The 19,229-nt window shown below is 64.6% G+C and carries 17 protein-coding genes; 5 read left to right on the top strand and 12 right to left on the bottom strand.

Features of this window, described 5'->3' with window-relative positions:
- Positions 1 to 27 precede the first annotated feature (27 nt).
- The 11 genes from H4O11_RS04350 to H4O11_RS04300 all read right to left on the bottom strand — a co-directional run bounded on the left by H4O11_RS04350 (position 28) and on the right by H4O11_RS04300 (position 10,481).
- Positions 28 to 2,454, bottom strand: a complete 2,427-nt coding sequence (locus H4O11_RS04350; RefSeq protein ID WP_074058989.1) for a heavy metal translocating P-type ATPase — start codon at positions 2,452 to 2,454, stop codon at positions 28 to 30.
- Positions 2,455 to 2,515: 61 nt separating this feature from the next.
- On the bottom strand, positions 2,516 to 3,445 hold the full coding sequence (gene copD / locus H4O11_RS04345) for a copper homeostasis membrane protein CopD (protein WP_005995728.1): 930 nt from the start codon (positions 3,443 to 3,445) through the stop codon (positions 2,516 to 2,518).
- A 10-nt stretch (positions 3,446 to 3,455) separates the two neighbouring features.
- Positions 3,456 to 3,839 carry a copper homeostasis periplasmic binding protein CopC gene (copC, locus tag H4O11_RS04340; protein ID WP_005413416.1) on the bottom strand — a complete coding sequence of 128 codons (384 nt, stop codon included), beginning with the start codon at positions 3,837 to 3,839 and terminating at the stop codon, positions 3,456 to 3,458.
- Between the two features lie 178 nt (positions 3,840 to 4,017).
- Positions 4,018 to 4,368, bottom strand: a complete 351-nt coding sequence (locus H4O11_RS04335) for a four-helix bundle copper-binding protein (protein WP_182338188.1) — start codon at positions 4,366 to 4,368, stop codon at positions 4,018 to 4,020.
- Positions 4,369 to 4,438: 70 nt separating this feature from the next.
- The gene (locus H4O11_RS04330; RefSeq protein WP_223293215.1) at positions 4,439 to 4,963 is read right to left on the bottom strand and encodes a DUF411 domain-containing protein; all 525 of its coding nucleotides are present in this window, start codon (positions 4,961 to 4,963) and stop codon (positions 4,439 to 4,441) included.
- A 14-nt stretch (positions 4,964 to 4,977) separates the two neighbouring features.
- Positions 4,978 to 5,487 carry a nuclear transport factor 2 family protein gene (locus tag H4O11_RS04325; protein WP_012480215.1) on the bottom strand — a complete coding sequence of 170 codons (510 nt, stop codon included), beginning with the start codon at positions 5,485 to 5,487 and terminating at the stop codon, positions 4,978 to 4,980.
- Between the two features lie 19 nt (positions 5,488 to 5,506).
- Complete coding sequence (locus H4O11_RS04320) at positions 5,507 to 6,277, bottom strand: c-type cytochrome (RefSeq protein ID WP_012480216.1); 771 nt, start codon at positions 6,275 to 6,277, stop codon at positions 5,507 to 5,509.
- Between the two features lie 12 nt (positions 6,278 to 6,289).
- Complete coding sequence (locus H4O11_RS04315; RefSeq protein ID WP_182338187.1) at positions 6,290 to 7,558, bottom strand: copper resistance protein B; 1,269 nt, start codon at positions 7,556 to 7,558, stop codon at positions 6,290 to 6,292.
- A complete protein-coding gene (locus H4O11_RS04310) occupies positions 7,555 to 9,423 on the bottom strand; it encodes a copper resistance system multicopper oxidase (protein ID WP_012480217.1) in 1,869 nt (622 codons plus the stop codon). The genes H4O11_RS04315 and H4O11_RS04310 overlap by 4 nt, the downstream gene beginning before the upstream one ends.
- Before the next feature lie 113 nt (positions 9,424 to 9,536).
- Positions 9,537 to 9,956 carry a transcriptional regulator CopL gene (copL, locus tag H4O11_RS04305; protein ID WP_074058987.1) on the bottom strand — a complete coding sequence of 140 codons (420 nt, stop codon included), beginning with the start codon at positions 9,954 to 9,956 and terminating at the stop codon, positions 9,537 to 9,539.
- Between the two features lie 174 nt (positions 9,957 to 10,130).
- On the bottom strand, positions 10,131 to 10,481 hold the full coding sequence (locus tag H4O11_RS04300; RefSeq protein ID WP_043033515.1) for a helix-turn-helix domain-containing protein: 351 nt from the start codon (positions 10,479 to 10,481) through the stop codon (positions 10,131 to 10,133).
- Between the two features lie 125 nt (positions 10,482 to 10,606).
- Between H4O11_RS04300 and H4O11_RS04295 the strand changes: the two genes are divergently transcribed.
- A complete protein-coding gene (locus H4O11_RS04295) occupies positions 10,607 to 11,365 on the top strand; it encodes a hypothetical protein (protein ID WP_223293216.1) in 759 nt (252 codons plus the stop codon).
- A 20-nt stretch (positions 11,366 to 11,385) separates the two neighbouring features.
- Here H4O11_RS04295 and H4O11_RS04290 read toward each other — a convergent pair whose 3' ends face one another.
- A complete protein-coding gene (locus H4O11_RS04290; protein WP_032961134.1) occupies positions 11,386 to 12,438 on the bottom strand; it encodes a DNA-binding protein in 1,053 nt (350 codons plus the stop codon).
- Between the two features lie 317 nt (positions 12,439 to 12,755).
- Between H4O11_RS04290 and H4O11_RS04285 the strand changes: the two genes are divergently transcribed.
- From H4O11_RS04285 to H4O11_RS04270, 4 genes are all read left to right on the top strand, one after another.
- Complete coding sequence (locus H4O11_RS04285; RefSeq protein WP_102789625.1) at positions 12,756 to 13,148, top strand: hypothetical protein; 393 nt, start codon at positions 12,756 to 12,758, stop codon at positions 13,146 to 13,148.
- A 71-nt stretch (positions 13,149 to 13,219) separates the two neighbouring features.
- Entirely contained in the window at positions 13,220 to 14,530 is a 1,311-nt protein-coding gene (locus tag H4O11_RS04280; RefSeq protein WP_182338186.1) for a TolC family protein, read from the top strand.
- On the top strand, positions 14,527 to 16,011 hold the full coding sequence (locus tag H4O11_RS04275) for an efflux RND transporter periplasmic adaptor subunit (protein WP_167390410.1): 1,485 nt from the start codon (positions 14,527 to 14,529) through the stop codon (positions 16,009 to 16,011). Before H4O11_RS04280 ends, H4O11_RS04275 begins: the two co-directional genes overlap by 4 nt.
- Positions 16,008 to 19,187 (top strand): efflux RND transporter permease subunit, encoded by a 3,180-nt coding sequence (locus H4O11_RS04270; protein ID WP_102789627.1) that lies wholly within the window; start codon positions 16,008 to 16,010, stop codon positions 19,185 to 19,187. The genes H4O11_RS04275 and H4O11_RS04270 overlap by 4 nt, the downstream gene beginning before the upstream one ends.
- Positions 19,188 to 19,229 lie beyond the last annotated feature (42 nt).

Here is a 19,229-nt window from a genome sequence, read left to right as displayed (position 1 = left end):
GCAGTACTCCTTGTGGGATATGAGCCATCAGTGACAGGAATGGCCGCGCGCAGGCTCATCGGCGCGGTCAGGGTGGGGGGTGGCAACAACGGTGGAGCCGGACAAACGCAGGGCATTGGCGACCACCGAAACCGAGCTCACGCTCATGGCGAGCGCCGCGACCATCGGACTCAGTAGGATCCCGAACGCGGGGTAGAGCACCCCGGCCGCGAGCGGAACCCCGAGCGCGTTGTAGACGAACGCGAAGGTGAGGTTCTGCTTCATGTTGGCCACGGTGGCCTGAGAGATCTTCCGGGCGCGCAGGATGCCGCGCAGGTCGCCCTTGACCAGGGTGATCTGCGCGCTCGACATCGCGACGTCGGTGCCAGTACCCATGGCAATGCCGACGTCGGCGGCGGCCAGCGCCGGCGCGTCGTTGATGCCGTCGCCCGCCATCGCCACCCGCCGGCCTTCGCGCTTGAGGCGCTGCACCAGTTCGGCCTTGTCCTCGGGGCGGACCTCGCCATGCACTTCGTCCAGGCCCAACTCTGTGGCCACAGCCCGTGCGGTGGTGAGCCCGTCGCCGGTGGCCATGATGATGCGCAGCCCGGCGGCGTGCAGCTCATTGATGGCGGCCGCGGCCGACGCCTTGATCGGGTCTGCGACCGCGATCAGACCCGCCAGGCGACCGTCCACGGCGAGGAACATGGCGCTCGCACCCTCGCGGCGCAGACGCTCGGCGACGTCGACATGCGCACCGGGATCGGCGCCCAGATCATCCATGAGGGCGGTATTGCCCAGCGCAAGCGCGCGACCGGCGACGGTTCCGCGCACACCCATGCCGGTCACCGAGTCGAAGTCCTCCACGCGGTCGAACTCGAAGTTCCGGCGTCGGGCCTCGGCCACGATGGCATCGGCCAGCGGATGCTCGCTGCCCTGGTCCAGGCTGGCCGCCAGGTGCAGCACCTGGTCGGCGTCGAAGCCCTCGAAGGCCACGACTTCCTTGAACGCGGGGCGTCCTTCGGTGAGGGTGCCGGTCTTGTCGACGATGAGGGTATCGATGCGGCGCATGTGCTCGATGGCCTCGGCATCGCGGAACAACACGCCCACCTGTGCCGCCTTGCCGGTGGCGACCATGATCGACATCGGCGTGGCCAGACCCAGCGCGCAGGGGCAGGCGATGATCAACACCGAAACCGCGTTCAGGATGGCAAAGGTCCAGGCCGGCTCCGGGCCGAAGAAGCCCCAGATGAAGAAGGTGGCCACCGCGATCGCCAGGACCGCGAGCACGAACCAGTAGGCGACGGTATCGGCCATCCGCTGCATCGGCGCGCGAGCGCGCTGCGCCTGCGCGACCAGCTGCACGATCTGCGACAGCACAGTGTCGGAACCCACCTTGGCGGCGCGGATCACCAGCGCGCCGGTGCCGTTCTGGGTCGCGCCGATGACCTGATCGCCAGTGGTTTTCTCGACCGGGATCGGCTCGCCGGTGAGCATCGACTCGTCGACCCTGGAGCGGCCTTCCACCACTTCGCCATCCACCGGCAACTTTTCGCCGGGTCGCACGCGCAGGTGGTCGCCGACATGCACGTGGGTTAGCGGGATGTCTTCCTCGGTGCCGTCGGCATTGACCCGCCGGGCTTCCTTGGGCGCCAGACCAAGCAGGCCCTTGATTGCCGCGGACGTTTTCGAACGCGCTCGTAGCTCCAGCATCTGGCCGAGCAGCGTCAGCGACACGATCACCGCCGCCGCCTCGTAATACACGCCGATGCGCCCATGTTCGGTAAACGACGGTGGGAACAAGCCGGGTGCCAGCGTGGCGACCAGGCTGTAGCCAAAGGCGGCCGCAACGCCAATCCCGATGAGGGTGAACATGTTCGGGCTGCGGTTGCGGATCGACTGCACGCAGCGCTCGAAGAACGGCCAGCCGGCCCACAGCACGACTGGTGTGGTCAAGACCAGCTCGACCCAGGTCTGCACGTCGATCGACAACGGCAGGATCTGCACGTCGCCCAGCACGACACGCGGGAGGTACTGGCCGAACATGGCCAGCACGAGCGTCACCACAGTCAGCGGAAGCGTCCACCAGAACCGGCGCGAGAAGTCGCGAAGTTCCGGATTGTCATCGTCCTCCAGGCTCGGCATTTCCGGCTCCAGCGCCATGCCGCAGAAGGGACAGTTGCCTGGACCTTGTTGCCGGACTTCCGGGTGCATCGGGCAGGTGTAGATGGCGCCGGGCTGTGCCACCTCGGGTTCGTCCTGGGGCGTCAGATAGCGCTCCGGATCGGCCACGAACTTCGCGCGGCATCGCTCCGAGCAGAAGTGGAAAGGTGTGTCGGCGTGGGTCGCATGATGCTGCGTCGTGGCGGGATCGACCTGCATGCCACAGACCGGATCGGTGACCCGTCCATCCGCAGCCTCGACAGGGGCTGCGCCTGCAGAATGGTGATGGTCATGGGACGACGGTGAGTTCATGCCGATGCTCGCTTTAGTGGGGATGGACTGCCAAGGCAGTGTGCCATTGCGGGTTACACAGCTATTCGGGGCTGAGCGTCCCGAGCACTGAAACAACAATCAGGATCAAGATGGCCAGCGCGGCCTCAGCCGTAACACTCTGCCGCAAAGCCCGCACCTCCTGCGCGGGATCTCCGCTGGTCAGCGCTCGTTCCAAGCGCGGCACCAGCGTCCATCGGTGCAGCGCTCCCAAACCCAGCATTCCAGCGAACAGGGCCAGTTTGAACAGCAGCAACTTCCCGTAGGTGCTCTGGAACAGGGCCGAAAACGACCACGCGGTGAGATCCCCGTAGTGCGCGATGCCGGACACGATGAGCGCACCAACGAAGATCGTTCCCAGCGTCGAAAAACCATGCAGAAAGTCATGCGTTGATCGCAGACGCCCGCTGCCGTTCGTCTCTTTGCCGCGCAGCAGCATGGCAAGGAACATCAGGACCGCTGCGATCCAGCCGCCTGCCGCGAGAAGATGGACGATGCCTGCAGCAAGCCGGACCGCGCCTGCCAAGCCCTCGCCAGCGGCGGCGTGGCCGTTCCATGCCAGCGAAGCGAGTGCGCCGCCCGCCAGCATCGCCCCCAGCGGGAAGGCGGTCTCCACCTTCCCGCGGCGACGATGCCATCCGAGCACGAACATCAGGGCGACCAGCAGCGCGCCTCTCGCCATGGCTGCCCGGCCCGCGGACGTCTCGAGCAGATACCAGCCAAGCGATCCGCGATCAACCTCGGCAAGCGGCATTCCCATGATGCCCGCGGTCTTGAAGACGACATCGAGCCCGGTGAGCACGAGACCGGCTACGGCACCCGCCAATAGAACGCCCATGAGTGACCACCCGGCCAAGGCGTCGGCGAGTGCCGATCGACGCGACCCGTACCAACCGAAGAGTGGAACCCCGAAAAGAACCATGATGACAAGGTATTCCAAGAATCTCAGTGCATAAGCCGACAGGTCGAACATTCGCGACTCCTCAGCGCACCGTGAAGCTGAAGCTGCCCGGCATGGGGTGGTTGTCACCACCGACGGCGCGGTATTCCACGGTATAGACGCCCGGAGCCAGCGGTCCAGGCAACTTGGCACGCAGGGTCTTGCCGTTGTTGACGATCTCGGTCGTGAAATTCTCGATCGGCATGGTGGAACTGCCGTGCTTCATGAGCAACTTGAGACGCGACGCCCGCGGAATCAATGTCTCGTTGAACACGAGATCGATCTGGCCTGGCGAGGCCACCACCGCATTTGCCGCCGGTGTGGACTGCTGCAGCGCGGCGTGGGCGTGCGCGACCTGCAGCGAAAACTGCCCGGCCGCGATTGCGAGGACGAGCGCGAAGGAGCGAATGACGTTGGACGACTTCATATGGATAAATCCTCATTGGAATGTGATGCAAAGCCCGTTCGGGAGGGGCCGCGCTGTGTTCGATGCGACAAGCGTTAGATGTCGGACTGTCACCGAAACCACGATTTGTCGGATTTTCTTGATACTTCCGCTTTCGCGAGACGAGGATCCCACCGGCTCAGGCGGGATCCTCGACGCATTACGCTGCCATGGCGCTGCAGCTTTCCGCGCAGCGGCGACAAACTTCGGCGCAGCGCGTCATCTCAGGGTCGTTCATGGCGTCGCATGCATCGGCGCACTGGCGGCAGATCTCCGCGCAGGAACCGCAAACCACGTCGTGAACGCTGGCACCGCGCAGCATCGCGTCGGCACTGGTTGCGCAGGTATCGGCACACGTCGCCAACAGGGCGATATGCTCCGGGGCCGCGTGAACACCTCCTTTGGTCAGGCAGTAGTTGATCGTCTCCAGGCAGATCGCATGGCATTGCGTGCAGTTGTCGATGCACTCGTTCATGGCCTGGGGCCGGTGTGCTGCGGAATGGTGAGTCATGTAGTTCTCCTTCTTCCTCGCGGGCGAGAATCGGCGCGCCCGCAACACCGTCCCCTGTTGCTGCGACGGATCAGTGCTGTGCGAACGGTTCAGTGGTTCCGTCGCGATGGATCAGCTCGACCGTGAACGGCTGCTGGCGTCCCTCCGGGACCTCCATGCCCGGAGAACCAAGCGGCATCCCTGGGAGGACCAGGCCGCGTGCGTTCGGCTTTTCTTCGAGGAGACGCTTGATGTCCGCGGCCGGAACGTGGCCTTCGATGACGTATCCGCCGATCTCGGCCGTGTGGCAGGAGCCCTTTGCATAGGGGACACCCAACCGCTCCTTGACCAGACCCAGGTCATCCATGTCGTGCACATCCACGGTGAATCCCGCCTTCTGCACGTGGTCGATCCAGACACCGCAGCACCCGCAGGTCGGGGTCTTGTGGACGGTCATGCGTGGCAGGGCTGCTGGAGTCGCGTCGGCTGATGGGACGACAACCTGTGCGGAGGGCGAGGTTGTGGGTTGCGCGGATGAAGCATCCTGGGTGCAAGCACCCAGACCAGCCACGGCAAGGACCACAAAAGTCAGACGGTGCAATGTGAGCGTAGTCATTTCAATCTCTCGACTCAGCGCTTGGTCCGCGAGGACCAGTGGATGTGGACGATCCGCCAGCCGTCCGCGGTCTCCTTCAGCACCATCGTCTCGGCGCTCTGGACGGTCAGTGGCTGGCCGTCCTTCTGGGCATGCAACTCGCTTTCGGTTCCGACCCACGCGAACTCGCCGGCGGCTCGTGCGCGCTGACGGAGCAGCTGGCGATGGGCGCCCTTGAGGAACGCCGCATCGCTGACTGCGTGATGGCCCATGTATTCCTCGCGGCTGCGTTCGGCGCCCCCGGACTCGAGGATGAGAACGTCGGCAGCGAGCAGGGCTTCGACCGTGGCCAGATCGCCGCTAGACAGGGCCCTGTTGAAACGCTCCGCTACGGCGACCGCGGCCTCTGCAGTGACTGGGACGTCGACGTCCGCAGATGCCGCGGCAGCGGGGTGATGTGCGTGCGGCTGTGTCGCCTGCGCCATTGCGGGGGACACGACGGCCAGTGCCAGTGCGAGGGTGAACGAGATTGCTGTTGCGTTCATTGCGTGGGCTCCAAGGAGATCAATGGGTGTGCGCATGGCCGTCATCGGCCACGGGCGTGTGTGGTGCAGGGTGCGACTCCACCTTGCCGTCGGGATGGCCGTGGCTCACCAACCCGACTTCCGTGTCGCTGGGTGTCGGGCCGTGGTGATCGTCGTCCACGCCCGGCGGGTGCGCATGCGGCATGGAGTTGTTGCCCGGCTCGAATAAGGCAGGGTGATCCTCGGCCTTTTCGTCGTCATGGTGGCCTTGCGTCTCGCCGCCGCCATGCGAATGGCCCTCGCTGCTGTCGACAAGTTCCTTGTACGCAGTCGCGTCCAGCGTGGGCAACTTCTGCAGGAAGGCCGACATGTTCCATATGAACTCATCGTCCATGCTGCCGCCCCAAGCGGGCATGCCGCTGGCCTTGATGCCGTGCTTGATCACCCAGAACGCCTCAGCTGGAGCGACCGGCTGTTTGCTTAGGTTCGGTGGCGCGGGGTACAGGCCCTTGCTCATCTCGGTGGCCGCCGCGTCTGGTGAAAGATGGCAGGTCACGCACATGGCGTTGTAGTTGCCCGCACCCTGGCGGATACGCTCAGGATCATCAAGGTTCGTGGGTAGCTGAAGCTTGGCGGCGCGCACCTCAATGGAACGCTCGCGCGCCGTTTCAAGTAGCGCATACACCGGGCGACTATGCGGATCGTCGGCGGCCACGTTGTACACGCCCAGAGAGACCGTGGCGGTTGCGACCACCGCAACCAATGCCACGCCGGCACCGAGCCATACCCACATCTTTTTGTTGGATTTCATTGTCAGTTCCCCTTAGAACCAGGTACGAAGGCCGATGACCAAGCGCGTGTCTTCAAAGGACTCGCCATGCTCGCGTCGCATGTCTGCGGTACTGCCAAACGCGCGCTCGTACACCACGCCGATGTAGGGAGCGAACTTTCGGGTGAACTCATAGCGAAGTCGTAGCCCCGCCTCAGCGGCACTCAGACCCGAACCTATCCCGCGCAATGGATCGTTCTTGCCATAGGCGGTGACTTCCACCAGCGGCTGCAAGATCAGCCGGTTGGTTAGCAGCAATTCGTACTCGGCCTCGACATTGGCGGCAGTCTGGCCCCCTTCGCCGAGATAGGCTGTGGCGGACACTTCGAACTTCATCGGCGCCAAGCCCTGTACACCGATAGCGGCGAAGTTCTGCGATGCCCCAGGCTTGAAGTCATGACGCACACCGGCCACCACATCCCACCACGTGGAGATACTGCGGCCGTAAAGCACTTCCAGATCAGCCGACTCGGTCTGACCATCCGTGCGTTCGCCTTCACTGCGGAGCCAGACGCGATTGAGGTCCGTACCGATCCAGCCCTGGCCCTCCCAGCCCAGCCCGGTGCCCGGATCGGCATCCCAGGTTTCCAGGCGATTGAGCAGCACGTAGCTCTTGATCGAGTTGTCATGCACCGGATGCGCGTGTTCCGGCGCGATGGCCGCCTTGCGATCCGCGTCCGTCACCGCGGGAATCGGGGTGCGCGGCTGCGTTGGCGCTGCAGGCCCGTGTCCCATCTGACTGTGGTCCATGCCCTCCATCGATTGCATTCCCGCTTCTGGTGTAGCGGGCGCGGGCGAATCATGGCCCATCTGCGAATGGTCCATCCCCTGCATCGCAGGCGTGGCCGTGCCGGAGGTGTCGGCTGCAGCGGGCTGTGCCATCTGACTGTGATCCATGCCCTGCATCGACTGCGCCTGCGCTGTGGGCGCCGCAGGTGTGCTCGCGGGCGAGCCGTGCCCCATCTGCGAATGGTCCATGCCCTGCATGGCAGGCTCGGCTGCGTTAGCCTGCGGCTCGGCGTGGCCCATCGCCGCATGATCGATCGTCGCTTCGCTCGTCTTGGCCGGTGTTGCAGGCTTTTGGGCTGGCGCAGGTTTTGATGTCGGCGCCTGATGTGCAGAGTGATCCTGAGTCTGGGTCTGCGCGCCCTGCTCCATCTGCATGGAGCCGTGCTGCATAGATTGGGCGCTGGCCGCATTGGCCAGGGCCAGCGAGATAGCCGTCAGCGCAGTCAGGGTGGTATCGCGTCTATTGATGTTCATTCGTCGACCCTCACCGTGCGCATCATTCCGGCTTCCATGTGATAAAGCAGGTGGCAATGGAACGCCCAGCTGCCCAACGCATCGGCACGCACGCGATACGTGCGTCGGCTACCTGGCGGCATATCCACCGTGTGCTTGCGCACCATGAAGTTGCCGTTGTCGTCCTCCACGTCACTCCACATGCCGTGCAAATGGATGGGATGGGTCATCATCGTGTCGTTAACCAATACGATGCGCATACGCTCGCCGTAGTTCAGCCGCAGCGGCTCGACATCGGAAAACTTCTGACCGTTGAAGCCCCAGGAGAATTTCTCCATGTGTCCGGTCAGATGCAGCTCGATCTCGCGACCGGGGTCGCGTCCGTCAGGGTCTTCAAAGGTGCTCTTGAGCATGGAATACGTCAGCACATGACGGCCGTTATCGCGCAGGCCATTGCCCGGATCATCCAAGCGCGAACTCACGCTCATGGCTTGGTTGTCCAACAGGGGATTGTTGGTCTCGCTAGCAGGGTGTGATTGCATGCCCCCGTGCTGCATGCCTGCCATGGCACCATCGCCGGCGGCGGGCATCGCATGGCCTGCATGGGCCGAGGTCGCGTTACCGCTGACAGGTGGGGTCATGCCAGGCATGCCCATGGCCGCACCACAGCCGCCTTCCATGCCCTTGCTGCCGCCAGACATATCCATCGACCCATGATCCATGCCCATGTCTGCCATCGTCAGCAGCGGCCGGGGATCCACAGACGGAACGGGCGCGCGTAATCCTTCGCGCACAGCGAGCGTGCCGCTGATGTAGCCGGTGCGACCGGAGTCTTGGGCAAAGATGGTGAATGCGTCCTGCCCGGAGGGCTCCACGATCACATCGAAGGTTTCTGCTACCGCGATGCGGAACTCGTCGACGGAAACCGGATGGACATACAAGCCATCTGCCGCCACCACGGTCATCTTCAGCCCCGGAATACGCACATCGAAGTACGTCATGGCAGAGCCATTGATGAAACGCAGGCGCACCTTCTCGCCACTGCGGAACAAACCGGTCCAGTTGCCCAGTGAGGTCGTGCCGTTCATCAGGTAGGTGTAGGTGTTGGCGTTGACGTCGGACAGGTCCGTGGGCGTCATCCGCATCACGCCCCACATCTTGCGATCTTCCAACGTGGCCGACAGGCCGTTGCGCTTCACATCGCGCGCAAAATCGCCGACCGTGCGCTTGTAGTAATTGTCATGGCCCGGCATCTTCTTCAAACGATCGAACAGGGCCGTCGGGTCCAGGTCTGTCCAATCGCTCAGCATCACGACGTAGTCGCGATCGAAACTGAAGGGCTCCGGCTCCAATGGGTCGATGACGATCGGGCCATAGAGCCCGGCTTGTTCCTGGAACCCTGAGTGGCTGTGGTACCAGTAGGTTCCGCCCTGATGCAGGGTGAACCGGTAGTGGTAGGTCTCACCACGTCCGATACCGTCAAAGCTCAGACCCGGCACGCCGTCCATGTTGGCCGGCAAAATGATGCCGTGCCAATGGATGGAGGTGTCCGCGCCATGGATGGAGTTAGCGGGCAATGCATTAGAGACGCGCAAGTTGACCGTGGTGCCTTCCCGCCACCGCAGCAACGGCGCCGGAACGGACCCGTTGACCGTGATCGCGGTGCGGGTCTTGCCGGTGAAGTTCATCGGCGTCTCGCCAATGGTCAGGTCAAACTCAGTGCCCGATAGTACGTTGGGTTGTCCCGGCCCCTTGAGCGCCCAACTGGCTTTGGGCCAGAAACCTAATCCTGCGACTGCGCCTCCCAAGGCCAAGCCTTGGACAAATCGCCGCCGCGAAGGCAGCAGCGGTCCACCGCGTGGACCACGAAAATCATCATGCGACATGAAAATGCTCCAAGCGTCGTGTTGCCACCGGCGGGCGGTGGTACAGAGCGGGCGGCTGGCCTAAACAGGCATGCAAGCCACACCAACGGCGCCATTGCGGCGCCTAGGGACGCTTAGCCGATCGGTGGTCGGATCAGATGAGGCAAGGCAGGTGCCGCATGCCCTAGGGGCAGCGGCATGACATCCAGGCCCAAGGCCAGTTGCACCGAAACATGCAGGCGCGCAGGAAGTGCGCTCGCGCAAGCGTGTACGCAGGCGCACCGGCACGCAGAAGACTTGCAACAGTCGGGACCGGCATGGTCGCCATGCCCAGTGCCAGCCTTTTCAATCGATGTGGCATCGGGATGATGCTCAGCACTGTGATCGGCGAAGCAGTCTTCGTCGACTTGCACCGCGGCAGCCACTTCGCTGGCCTGCTCTTCCATGACCGGGTTCATACTGACGGACGCAAACGCCGACCACGCGCCGTTAAGCACGAGCATGGCGATCAGGAACAGTCGCAGTAGAAGTGAGGAGGCTGACACGGGCGACATGGTATATCACTTTAGACAAGGCGCGTGTGTATCGGTCGTGAACAAAATCTCAAGTAAGCCTGAGATGTCGCGACTTGTCAGTCGCACTAGCCGCGGACACTGCAGCTCCCTCCAGAAGCGCCCAAAGGGCGGGTTGAGGCGAAGAGTTGCCCATAGGGCGAGCGCTTGTTCGGTTTACTTCTCGGGCGTGGCCTCGATCAGCTTCACCAACTCGCGCTTCTGCTGCTTGCTTAGCGAGCCCCAGCGCAGGAGCAACTTGGCCAGCAGATCATCGTCGGTGTAAAGGAAGGCGGCGGGGATCCCCAACGCTTGGGCCAACCGCTCAGCAATCTCCAGCATGGGCTCGTGCTTGCCACGCTCGTACTGGTTGATTCGGGGGCTGGCCACGTGAGGATCCAGACCGGCCCGGATGCCCAACTCCTTCTGCGACAAACCCGTGTGCAGGCGGGCTTGTTTGAGGCGTCGAGCGAAGGTCGGTGTTGAGTCGACGGACAAAGTCACGCGCGCACCCCATGGAGACCCCATAAGGATGGCGGATGTACCCTGCCTTGCATACTAAGATATTCTTAGCTTTGAGGCAACCGGCGACACCGGTAGCGCCCCCCCCCCCCCCCCAGGAGCCACGCCGCTCCCTCATCCCCGGAAACCGCATGCCCGGAACCTCGTCAATGACGCCATCTGGGGTCGCCAGCATCGAGGAGTTGGGCCTTCGTGGCACCCTTTTCCTAGCCGCACTGTTAGCCGCGCAGCTACGACGCATACCGGTGGCGCCCACACGCCGCTCCACCTTGCTGGTGCTGGACACGCTGCGAGACTTGGCCTTGATCCAAGTTCCCTGGCCAGCGGATCGATGGCAGATCCGCCCCGATGCCGAGGTCACGCCCATCGAAGATCTGCAATGGGCTTTCGCCTGGTCTACCCACGAGCGCAGGCACCTGCTCCCGGTGCTGGAAGACCAACTCGGCGATATGGCACACGATGTAGACTTGGCGGACGCGAAACTGGAGCTGTGGGATGAACTTGCACTCTGGGAGACCGAGCAGTTTCTGGAGCAGCAATTGCTCAAACATCACTTCGACCCAGGCTGGGCACGTGATGTGGGGTTCGTCTTTCAATCCGGACCGCGGGGCTTGCCGATCGCGCGGTGGCGTTACTGCTGCTGGGCGGCGGTACGCCAAGGTGCCTCGGTGGCGATGCGTCTTGGCGTGCACGACAGCGCCCATGTGCGGGAAGCCATCTTTCAGGAGGTCCAGAAGCGCCTGCGCTACCTGATGACCAGTTCGCCCGAGCAAGGCATGTTCAAGCCCTATCATTTGGCACCGGAGTCCTCAGTAGCCAAACTGTTTGTAGATTGGGTCGTCCCTATGGAATGGGCGTACTGGACAGGTGAGCGCCACCCCAGCCGCTAGCAGACAAACGAGCAGCCTCGTCAGTCGGCTCCCCCATCTTGCGCATGGCCGCGCCGAGTTTTCTTCACCGCATTTTGTGCTGGCGTCAGTTGATTCAGTAGAGGCTCTAGCGCTTCAAGACGTGCATTGGCACGCAACGCATCGGCTTCAGCGCTCTCGCGGCGCTCACGCTCCCGCGCAAGGGTGTCTTGAACTTGAGCTAGCTCGTTGCGCATGGTATCCAAGGTCTTGGCGTCAGTCTTCCAGCGCTCCTGCAGTGCCAAATAGTCCGTCGCGGTCTGGCGCAACGCCACGACCTCGCTGTGTTGGCCTTCGTGGGCCTGTCGTAGCTGGGCAAGCTCACGCTCAATCCGCCCGTGGCGCTCCAGCCATTGACCATTGTCGCGGTTCAGCACCAACAGCTCCTGATTCTTCGCGCCCAAGGCTTCATTGGCCTGACGTAAGGCTACTTGCAGCTCTTGGACCTGATGCTCGTGACGGCGAAGCTCTTGCTCACGCTGCTCTTTGGTTGAAGTGCGGTAGTGCTCAAGCGCTTCCCGGGCATGGGCATGCTTGTCCTCCAGAGAACGCGTATGCGCCTCATGATCAGCCAGCCGCACCGTCATGCCAGCGATGCGCTCGTTCAACTGGGCGATTTCCGCGATCCTGTCACCTAGATTCTGTTGAAGGAGGGCGTGAGCAGCTTGCTCTTGGTGCAGGCTTGCTTCGGTGCGCTGCAGCCGACTGCTCAAGGCGGCAGCCTCCTCTTGGGCACCGGAAAGCGCCTGTTGCCGACTGTGGAGCTCAGCCTGATGGCGCTCACGCTCCTGGGTGAGGATGGCCTCTGCTTCCTCCTGGAGCCGCGAGGCCAAGCGCGCAACCAAGTCCTGCAAAGCATCACTAACGGCTACCGTCCTCGCCGGACCGCCGCCTTCCTCTCCTTCCAGTTCACGCAAGTAGCGGTGGATCGTGGTCTTGGAGCCCGTGTTGCCCAAGGCCACTCGCACCGCGTCGACTGACGGCTTCTTGCCTTGGGCCAGCAGCGCGTCGCGCGCCTTCTGGACGTCACTCTTATAGAGTCCTGCGCGCGCCATCGTGCCACCCCACTTTATTTCGTAATGTATTACATACCATGTAATTACATACTATTAAAGCAGGTAGACGACCGCTCGTCGGCGAAAATAGTTATACGGGATAATATTGAATTATCCCGCGTGATACCCCGTTGGGCCCGTCAGACAGACGTCAAGCAGTACGAAACCACCATTCCGTGAACTTCCGGCATGTACCGCGCTTCCAAGCAAGCACTCGCAGAGCTATGCTCAATCGCAATGCTCTCTTCCTTGGCCCCTCTTACGCGTAACCAACGCCCGTGTGCTCGGGTGGTCGTGTTGCCCTGCGCGGGTCGCCGATGAAGCTGCGCGCGTTCCGGACCCGTTCGCTCCGTCTGCGCTTTGCTTGGCTGGCATTGCTGGCGCTGTTGTTCCAGCAAATCGCGCTGGCCGCCTATGCGTGTCCCGTCAGCGAAACGCCACTGGAACCGCGGATGGTCATGGCCGGTTGCGAAGGCATGGAAATGCCCGATCCGCAGGTACCGGCCCTGTGCGACCAGCATTGTCTGCGGGATCACGTCACCAGCCAAGACCTCAAAGCGCCACAGGTGCCGTCGCTCGGCCTGCCGCCGGTGCACTTCGCGTTGACCGCGGCCTTACTGCCGCCGGTTGAAGCCCAGTACTACGAAGACGTGCCCACCTGCCGGTCCGACCCGCCGCCGGCGCAGCGCTTCTGTAGCCTGCAGATCTAGACCCCCAACGTAACTCGTCCCCGCGCTGCCGGATCCGCCGGCGCGCTCGTCGTTGCGTGTTCGGAGGTCTCATGTCGTTTTCTTCCCCGCTGCACCACCGGTGCAGCATTTGCCGTTTGCGCGTCTGGGTGCTCGCTTTCGGCTTGTTTGCCGTCGCTCCTGCCTGGTCTGCTACGGCCAGCATCACATTCGATGACGCGGTACGCTTGGCGGCCGAGCGCGCCCCGATGCTCCAGGCGCGTCAGTCGCAGATTGCGGCCAGCCAGGAAGAAGCCGTCCGCGCGGCGGCCTTGCCCGACCCTAGGTTGACGCTGGGCGTCGCCAATCTACCGGTAACGGGCGCCGACGCGTTCGACGCCAGCGCCGACTTCATGACCATGAAGCAGATCGGCGTGATGCAAGACTTTCCGGCTCATGCCAAGCGTCAGGCACGCCAGGCGGTCGCCGACCGCACCGTCGAGCAGGCACAGGCGCTGTCGGTGGCCGAACGACTCGCCGTGCGACAGGCCGTGGCGCGAGCCTGGATCGCCCAGTGGGCGGCGCAACGAGAAGTCACGGCGTTGCAGGCCCTGCGCGAACCAACCGGCATAGCCGTTCGCTCCGCCAAGGCACGGCTCGCCGGCGGCACCGGTTCGGCGGTCGACGCGATGGCGACGCAAAACGCCGCGCTGGAAGTGGAAAACCGCATCGACGACGCCGAGGCGTCGTTGGAAGCCGCGCGTGCCAGCTTGGCACGCTGGTTGGGCGAAGAACCGATGGCGCTTCGCATCGAGGGCGCACCGCCCGAGCTGATGACGCTGCCGGTTGCCCCAGCCACGCTGGTGGCCTCGGTCGATCGACAAGGGCCACTTCTGCCTTGGCACTCCCGCGAGACCATCGCCGAAGCGCAAGTCGATGCTGCCATTGCCGAGAAGCGGCCGGACTGGAGCCTCGGCGTGACTTACGGGCAGCGCGAACGCACGCCCGAAGGCCTGCCACGCAGCGACATGCTGATGGTCGAGTTCGCGATCGATCTGCCGTTGTTCCCGCGCAACCGGCAGGACCGCGGCGTGGCCGCGCGGCGTGCCGAACTGGACACGGTGGCCGCCGAACGCGAGGACGCCCGTCGTGCACAGGCCGAGCGCGTGCGCATGACCCTGGCCGAATGGGAAGGACTCAAGCGGCAGGTGGCGCGCAAGGAAACCGAGTCGCTCCCGCTGGCCCGTGACCGCGCGAAGACCGCGCTGGCCGCCTACGCCGCCGGCGCCGACCTGCAACCGTGGCTCGAAGCGCGCCGCGACGAAATCGAACTGCACGTGATGCACGCCCGCCACCTGGGCGAACTCGGCCGCGCCTGGGCGGCGCTGGCCTATCTGCTGCCCGAAGAGGAACGCTCGCCATGACGTACACGATGAATCGAGTGGCGATGATCGCCGCAGCGGCCGCACTGCTGGTGGCCGGCCTCGCCGGTGGTTACTGGTGGGCCCAGCGCGGAAGCGACCACGACATGGCGATAGCCGATGCACCGGCGACCGCTGCTGGCGAGCGCAAAGCGCTGTACTGGTACGACCCGATGGTGCCAGACCAGCACTTCGACAAGCCGGGCAAGTCGCCCTTCATGGACATGCAACTGGTGCCGAAGTACGCCGACGAAGTGGCCGGCGGTGGCGTCAACATCGACCCGGGCCTGCGGCAGAGCGTGGGCATCCGCACCGAGGAAGTCGAGGTCGGCCGGTTGGCGGCGACGATGCGCGTGCCAGGCACGCTGGCCTGGGATCTTCGCCGGGAAGCCGTGGTTAGCGCGGTGACCGAAGGCCTGGTGAGCCGGGTGCAAGTCAAGGCCCCGTACACGAGGGTCGCACGGGGTCAGCCGCTGGCGGCGTTGCTGGCACCAGGATGGAGCAGTGCGCTGGCCGAAGCGCAGGCGCTGCGCCATGCGCAGTCCGCGTCGGCACGGGAACTGCAGTCGGCCGCGCAGCAACGGCTGCGCGTACTCGGCGTGCCCGGCGGCCTGGGCCGCGACGGCAGCGTGACCTTGAGCGCACCGCACGACGGCGTGGTCACCGAAGTGCTAGCCCGCGAAGGCCAGACGGTGATGCCCGGCACACCGCTGTTCCGCGTCAACGGCACGGCCACGCTGTGGCTGGAGGCGGCGATCCCGCAGGCCGATGCGGCGCGGTTGCGACCGGGCACGCCGGTCGAGGCGGTCGTCAGCGCGTTTCCGGGGCAGACCTTCGCAGGCGAAGTCGAAACCCTGCTGCCGCAAGTCGATACGGCAAGCCGCACGCAGCAGGCCCGGATCGTGCTGCGCAATCCCGACGGCGCGCTGGCGCCGGGCATGTTTGCCGAGGTGACGGTGCAGCCCGAAGGCGGCGCACCGGTACCACTGGTGCCCACCGAAGCGCTGATCGCCACCGGCACGGACAGTCGGGTGATCGTGCAGGACGCCAAGGGCGGCTTCCAGCCGGTGCGCGTGCGCACCGGCCGCAGTGGCGGTGGCCGCACCGAAATCCTCGCCGGGCTCAAGGGCGGCGAGCGCGTGGTCGTGTCGGGCCAGTTCCTGATCGACTCGGAGGCCAGTTTGTCGGGATTGCTCGGACGTCTTGAAACGGCCAAGGCGCCCGAAGCCGCGGGCCAAGCGGTCCTGCACGAGACTGAGGCCACCGTCGAGTCCATCGCCGGCGGACAGATCACCCTCGACCACGGCCCGTTCGCGACGCTGAACATGCCGGGCATGACGATGGCTTTTCCGCTGGCCAATCCGGACGTGGCCAAGGACATCCAGACTGGCGACCGCGTACACGCCTTTGTCCGCTCCGACGCCAAGGGACTGACGGTGGAACGGCTTGAGCCGATCGGAGAACGCGCGGGAGATCAACCATGATCGCCCACCTGATCCGCGCCTCCATCGCCAACCGCGCCCTCGTGCTGATGGCGGCCGTGCTGCTGGCTGCCGCCGGCCTGTGGTCGGCGCTACACACACCGCTGGATGCGCTGCCCGACCTGTCCGACACCCAGGTCATCATCCGCACCCAATGGCCCGGCCAGACGCCCCGCATCGTCGAAGACCAGGTCACCTATCCACTGACCACGACGATGTTGTCGGTGCCCGGCGTCACCGCCGTGCGTGGGTTCTCGTTCTTCGGAGACTCCTACGTCTACATCCTGTTCGACGACGACACCGACTTGTACTGGGCGCGCTCGCGCGTACTGGAGTACCTGAGCCAGGTCCGCGATCAATTGCCTCCAGACGTCAGTCCGGCCCTTGGGCCCGACGCCACGGGCTTGGGCTGGATCTACGAGTACGCCTTGGTGGACCGCACCGGCCAGCATGACCTGGGCCAGTTGCGGGCGCTGCAGGACTGGTTCCTGCGCTACGAGTTGAAGACCGTGCCCGACGTGGCCGAGGTCGCCAGCGTCGGCGGCATGGTGCGCGCTTGGCAGATCGTGCCCGACCCGCAGGCACTGGCGGCCCGCGACCTCACCGTGGCGCAGGTGATCGCGGCGGTGGATGCGGCCAACGGTGCCACCGGCGGCTCGGTGATCGAACAGGGCGAGGCCGAACTGATGGTGCGCAGCGAGGGCTACCTGCGCAGCCGCGAGGATTTCGAGCGCGTCCCCCTCAGCAGCACCGCCGCCGGCGTGCCCGTCCTGCTGGGCGAAGTGGCCACCATCACCCGTGGCCCGACCTTCCGCCGCGGCATCGCCGAACTCGACGGCGAGGGCGAAGTCGCCGGTGGCGTGATCGTGCTGCGCACCGGTAAGGATGCGTTGAGCGCGATCGAGAACGTCAAGGCAAGACTGAAGCAGTTGCAAGCCAGCCTGCCGGAGGGCGTGGAGATCGTGCCGGTCTATGACCGCTCCGAGCTCATCCATGGGGCCGTACGCAATCTCACCCACAAGCTGGGCGAGGAGTTCCTGGTGGTGGCGCTGGTGTGCGCTCTGTTTCTTTGGCACCTGCGTTCGGCACTGGTCGCGGTGATCACGCTGCCGCTTGGCGTGCTGGCCGCGTTCATCGTGATGCGCTACCAGGGCATCACCGCGAACCTGCTGTCGTTGGGCGGCATCGCCATCGCGATTGGCGCGATGGTCGACGGTGCCGTGGTGATGATCGAGAACGCGCACAAGCATCTGGAGCATTGGCGCGAAACCAACGGTCGTGACCCGGAGGGCGAGGAACGCTGGGATCTGATGGCCGCGTCGGCCATCGAGGTCGGTCCGGCACTGTTCGCAAGCCTGCTGGTGATCACCTTGTCGTTCGTGCCGGTGTTCGCGCTGCAGTCGCAGGAGGGCCGGCTGTTCTCCCCGCTGGCCTACACCAAGACCTATGCGATGGCGGCGGCGGCCGGTTTGTCGGTGACCCTGATCCCGGTGCTGATGGGTTACCTGATCCGCGGCCACATCCGTCCCGAGCAGGCCAACCCCGTCAATCGCGTGCTGATCGCCGGCTACCGGCCGGTGCTGGACTGGGTCCTGCGGCACCCGCGCCTGACGCTGGGTTTGAGCGGATTGTTGCTGCTGCTCACTGCCGTTCCCTATGCGCGCATCGGCAGCGAGTTCATGCCGCCGCTCGACGAGGGCACGTTGTTGTACATGCCCACAGCGCTGCCGGGGTTGTCGGCGGGAAAGTCCGGTCAGTTGCTGCAGCTTTCCGACCGCATGATCAAGACCGTGCCCGAGGTCGCGCACGTGTTCGGCAAGGCCGGCCGTGCCGATACCGCAACCGACCCGGCGCCGATCGAGATGTTCGAGACCACGGTGACGTTCAAGCCGCGCGATCAATGGCGGCCTGGCATGACCATGGACAAGTTGCGTGCTGAACTTGATGCGGCGGTGAAGGTGCCGGGTCTGACGAACCTGTGGGTGCCACCGATCCGCAACCGCATTGACATGCTTGCCACCGGCATCAAGAGCCCGATCGGGATCAAGGTGTCGGGGCCGGACACCCGGGTTATCGAGCAGATCAGCAGCGAACTTGAACGCCTCGCGAGAACGGTGCCCGGTGTGAGTTCCGCGTTGGCCGAGCGCGTGACCGGCGGTCGCTATGTTGATGTCAGCATCCGTCCGGAAGTCGCAGCCCGCTACGGCTTGAGCCAGGCGGATCTGCAGCAGCTCATCGCCACGGTCGTCGGTGGCGATCCCATCGGCGAGACCATCGAGGGCCGCGAGCGCTATCCCATTGTGCTGCGCTACCCCCGCGGGCAACGCGATTCGCTGGCGGCGCTAGCGCAATTGCCACTGGTGGCTCCAGGTGGCGTGGAACTCTCGCTGGGGCAAGTGGCCGATCTGACGCTGACGCCCGGACCGCCGATGCTCAAGAGCGAGAACGGACGTCTGGTCGGTTACATCTTCGTCGATGTCGCCGGCCGGGATCTCGGTTCGGTGGTGAAGGACCTGCAGCAGCGCACCGCCAAGGACATCACCTTGCCGCCGGGTTATGGCATTGCATGGTCGGGCCAGTACGAATACCTGGCGCGGGCGCTGGCTCGGTTGCAGTGGGTCGTGCCGGCCGCTCTGGCGATCATCTTTCTGCTCATCTACCTGGTGTTCCGCCGCTTCAGCGAGGCAGCCATCATTCTGCTGAGCGTGCCGCTGGCGCTGGTCGGCGGGCTGTGGCTGATCTGGGGACTCGGCCACGCGATGTCGATCGCAACCATGATCGGTTTCATCGCGTTGGGCGGCGTCGCCGCCGAGTTCGGCGTGATCATGCTGCTGTACCTGCGCCACGCTTGGGAGCGGCGCCTCGCTGCGGGCGAACCGGAGACTCTCGCCACGCTGGAGGCGGCCATCCGCGAAGGCGCGGTGCTGCGCGTGCGACCCAAGGCCATGACCGTCGCCGTGATCCTCGCCGGCCTGCTGCCCTTGTTCATCGGTGGCGGTGCCGGGTCGGAAGTCATGCAACGCATCGCCGCGCCGATGATCGGCGGGATGGTCACCGCGCCATTGCTGTCGATGCTGGTGATTCCGGCCGCGTATCGCCTGCTGCGTGGTCGCACTTTGTCACGAACCACGCCCGCGGCACCGCCGCCAGATGCCGCGACGTGTCAAAGACCACATTGAAATTGCTTTTATAACGGTGGCGGCAGGCCGACTGCGTTGCCG

It is taken from the genome of Stenotrophomonas tumulicola (genome assembly GCF_014117215.1).
Taxonomy (GTDB): Bacteria; Pseudomonadota; Gammaproteobacteria; order Xanthomonadales; family Xanthomonadaceae; genus Stenotrophomonas; species Stenotrophomonas tumulicola.
Note: the sequence above shows the minus strand (reverse complement) of the source record. Positions and strands in the feature narration are given on the sequence as shown.